Source organism: Daejeonella sp. (assembly GCF_044348475.1).
In the GTDB taxonomy this organism is placed as follows: Bacteria; Bacteroidota; Bacteroidia; order Sphingobacteriales; family Sphingobacteriaceae; genus Daejeonella.
The window spans coordinates 1-3588 of sequence record NZ_JBIKSU010000144.1; the positions used below are offsets into that span (position 1 = coordinate 1).

Genomic DNA, 3588 nt, shown 5'->3' on the forward strand with positions numbered 1-3588 from the left:
CATTTTTATCTTTATTTTAGGACAATTCCATCATCAGCTAAATCAAAAATTTAAGGTAATTACTAAATTAGATAGTTTAGATTTTCTTGAGTTTTTCGTACTATTTAATCTTATTTATAATCTTTCTAAACGCTTGTGTTTACAAAGGCGTGACATATTAAAAAACGCTTATTAGTTACATTTGTTACGGTTTATAATTAGGAGTAGGACAACTTGAAGTATTTAAAAGTTATTGCCTTTACGCACAAGCAAATTGACCTTAAAGATTTAGGAAAATTTGTGATCTGTAACGAATCTTTGGAGAGTAGTTTAGAAAGTGTCAGACGTAAGTTTGATATCCCTGAAATATTTTATATCGGGACTTGTAATCGCGTAGAATTTGTTTTTACTGCTGATCAGAATCTTTCGAATGAATTTGTTCGGGAATTTATTCAGGCTTTGAATTTGCCGGTTTCTGATGAACAGGTTCAGGCCTTTGCCGATCAGGTTTCTATTTATGAGGATGTAGAGGCATTAAATCATCTTCTTCGTATATCATGTTCGCTTGAAAGCCTTGTTGTTGGTGAAAAAGAAATCCTTGCTCAGGTTCGCAAAGCGTATGATACCTGTCGTTTAGCTGGTTTTACTGGCGATTATTTACGCCTTGTTATGAACAGAGTTGTAAAGACATCAAAAGAAGTTTACACCAATACCGCAATTGCGCGAAAGCCAATTTCAGTAGTTTCATTAGCTTACAGAAAACTACGTGAGCTTAAAATGTGTACACAATCACGTATACTGATCATAGGAGCTGGTGAAACAAATAAAAATATTTCAAAGTATCTCAAGAAACATAAATATTCCAACTTCACTATCTTTAACAGAACACTCCAAAACGCTCAGGTTCTTGCTGATGAACTTGGTGGCAAAGCGTATGGTCTTGATGCATTAAAAACATTCAAGGATGGTTTTGATGTGATCATCACTTGTACAAGTGCTACAGAGCCTATACTAACAAATGAAATTTATAATTCTTTACTCAATACCGATACCTCTAGGAAAGTAATTGTAGACTTAGCAGTACCAAATGATACTAGCCCTGAAGTACTTGATAATAACCCTGTTACATTTATTGAAGTTCACAGTTTGCAAGAAATAGCAAATAGTAATTTACAGGAACGTTATGAAGAGCTCATTTTTGCTGAGCGTATCATTGAAGATAATATCCTGGAATTTAAACCTGTGTTAAAGCAACGCAGAGTTGAAATTGCGATGAGAGATGTTCCTGTTAAGATCAAAGAAATCAGAAGCGCTGCTGTGAACAGAATCTTCGCTGATGAAATTGAAGGTATGGATTCAAACTCTCGTGAGGTATTAGAGCGGGTTATGAATTATATGGAAAAGAAATATATCAGCCTTCCAATGGTAATGGCTAAGGATATATTGATAAAAAATAGCTGATTTTCGGTTGATCCCAATCATTTTGGCTATTTTTAGCCACGAAAAACATGGCCGAACAAATTAAAAATCATGCCTGATTATTTACCAGAAGATAAAATAAAATCCAAAATCATAATTGGTACACGTGGAAGTGAACTTGCGCTGTGGCAGGCTAATTATGTTAAAGATCTTCTGGCCGGAATAGGCCTTGATTCAGAATTAAAGATCATTAAAACCCAGGGTGATAAAATTCTAAACTTGAGCTTCGATAAGCTTGAAGGTAAAGGATTTTTCACAAAAGAACTTGAAGAAGAACTTCTCAACGGTACGATTGATCTGGCTGTCCATTCCCATAAAGATCTTCCTACCAATCATCCCGAAGGCTTGATTATTGCTGCTGTTTCTGATCGCGAAGATCCGGCAGAGCTTTTGCTGATTTTAAAGGATTGTGTAGATGTTCAACAGAAACTATCAGTTAAGTTTGGTGGAATGATTGGAACGTCTTCTAATCGCAGAAAAGCTCAACTTTTAGCTATTCGTCCTGATCTTGAGATTGAAGAACTTCGTGGCAATGTGATCACTCGAATTCAGAAATTACGTGACGAAAAGTATGATGCAATCATGCTTGCTAAAGCAGGGGTACTTCGTTTAGGTCTTGATTTGAGTGAATTTTATATCGAAGAGCTAGAGCCTAATGAATTAATACCAGCTCCTGCACAGGGCGTATTGGCTTACCAGATCCGTGAAAATGACACAGCATTATTTGAAAAACTTCAGGCAATAAACAATCATGATATTGCCGAACAAATTGGAATTGAAAGAAAAGTGTTGAATTTGTTCGAAGGGGGCTGTCAAATGCCATTAGGTTGTTATTGCCGGAAAGATGGTTCTACTTTTCAAATCTGGACTTCTAAGGCAGCTGATGGTACTGATTTTCCCGATAGGTTATTTACGCAGACTGAAACTGCAGATGGCATTGCAGAGAAGATCGTTGCTAAATTCGCAGACGACCGTAAATTTCCTATGAATATATTTATTACTCGTGAATTGAGTGAGTCAAGCTATCTGAGAAATGCACTGGCAAAGCATCAAATAGAGATTGACGGCCGTTCATTGATCAGGACATTTCCTTATATTAATAAGCTGGATCCATTTATTTTAAGAAATATAGACTGGGTTTTTTTCAGTAGTAAAAATGCTATTGAATATTTTTTCAAACTGGATCCTCAGCTTCCAAAAAAAGTAAAATTCGGTGTCCTAGGCAGAGCTTCTGAAGATGCACTTCGGCTTCATGGCAAAAAAGCTGATTTTAATGGTGAAGAAGAAGGAATTGATACCCTTGATATTGCTAAAGAGTTTGCCAAACAGGCTAATGGTACTACTATCTTATTCCCAAGTGCTAAGGGCTCTTTGAAGACCATCCAAAAAGCACTAGCTGCAGAAACCAAAATTATTGAATTAACTGTCTATGAAACAGTAAGCGAAGAAAATGTTCAGCAATCAAATGCTGAAGTTCTCATCTTTACAAGCCCATCAAATGTTGATTCGTATTTTGCTGAAAATTTATTGGAACCAGATCAGAAAGTAATTTGTATTGGTAAAACAACAGGTCAAAAATTTGATGATATGGGAGTTAAATACACACTGCCATTCTCGCCAGATGAGATGGGTTTAGCAGAGGCCATTTTTGCTCTTGACTAATATTTTTTAATATAAACCATGGATCATATGTTAATTCGCCCTAGGAGATTAAGAACATCGCCGTTATTGCGTGAAATGGTTGCTGAAACCAGATTGTCAAAGGATATGTTTATCTATCCATACTTTGTTGTACCAGGTAAAAATATAGTGCATGGCATTGATGCTATGCCCGGGGTGAATCATTTCTCTGTCGATACTCTTCTTAATGATGTTGAGAAATCTTTGAAACTTGGCCTGAATAAAGTATTGCTTTTTGGTGTTGGTGAAGAAAAAACAGAAGATGCCAGTTCATCTTTCGATAAAAACTCAATTGTCGCAAAAGCGGTTCGCGAGTTAAAAAAAGCGTTTGCTGATGATATTTATGTGGTTACAGATGTTTGTACCTGTGCATATACTACACATGGACATTGCGGAATTCTACACAATGATTATGTCCAGAATGATAAAACTGTAGATATTTTGGCGCAA

2 protein-coding genes and 1 pseudogene are annotated in these 3588 nt (G+C 36.1%); all 3 read left to right on the forward strand.

Translation table 11 applies throughout. The features are described 5' to 3' along the window. Positions 1–213: 213 nt before the first annotated feature. Complete coding sequence (hemA, locus tag ACIQZ6_RS12400; protein ID WP_395811562.1) at positions 214–1440, forward strand: glutamyl-tRNA reductase; 1227 nt, start codon at positions 214–216, stop codon at positions 1438–1440. A gap of 69 nt (positions 1441–1509) precedes the next feature. Then, positions 1510–3120 (forward strand): hydroxymethylbilane synthase, encoded by a 1611-nt coding sequence (gene hemC / locus ACIQZ6_RS12405; RefSeq protein WP_395811564.1) that lies wholly within the window; start codon positions 1510–1512, stop codon positions 3118–3120. Positions 3121–3147: 27 nt separating this feature from the next. After that, a pseudogene (locus tag ACIQZ6_RS12410) lies at positions 3148–3588 on the forward strand (porphobilinogen synthase); the annotation flags it as partial.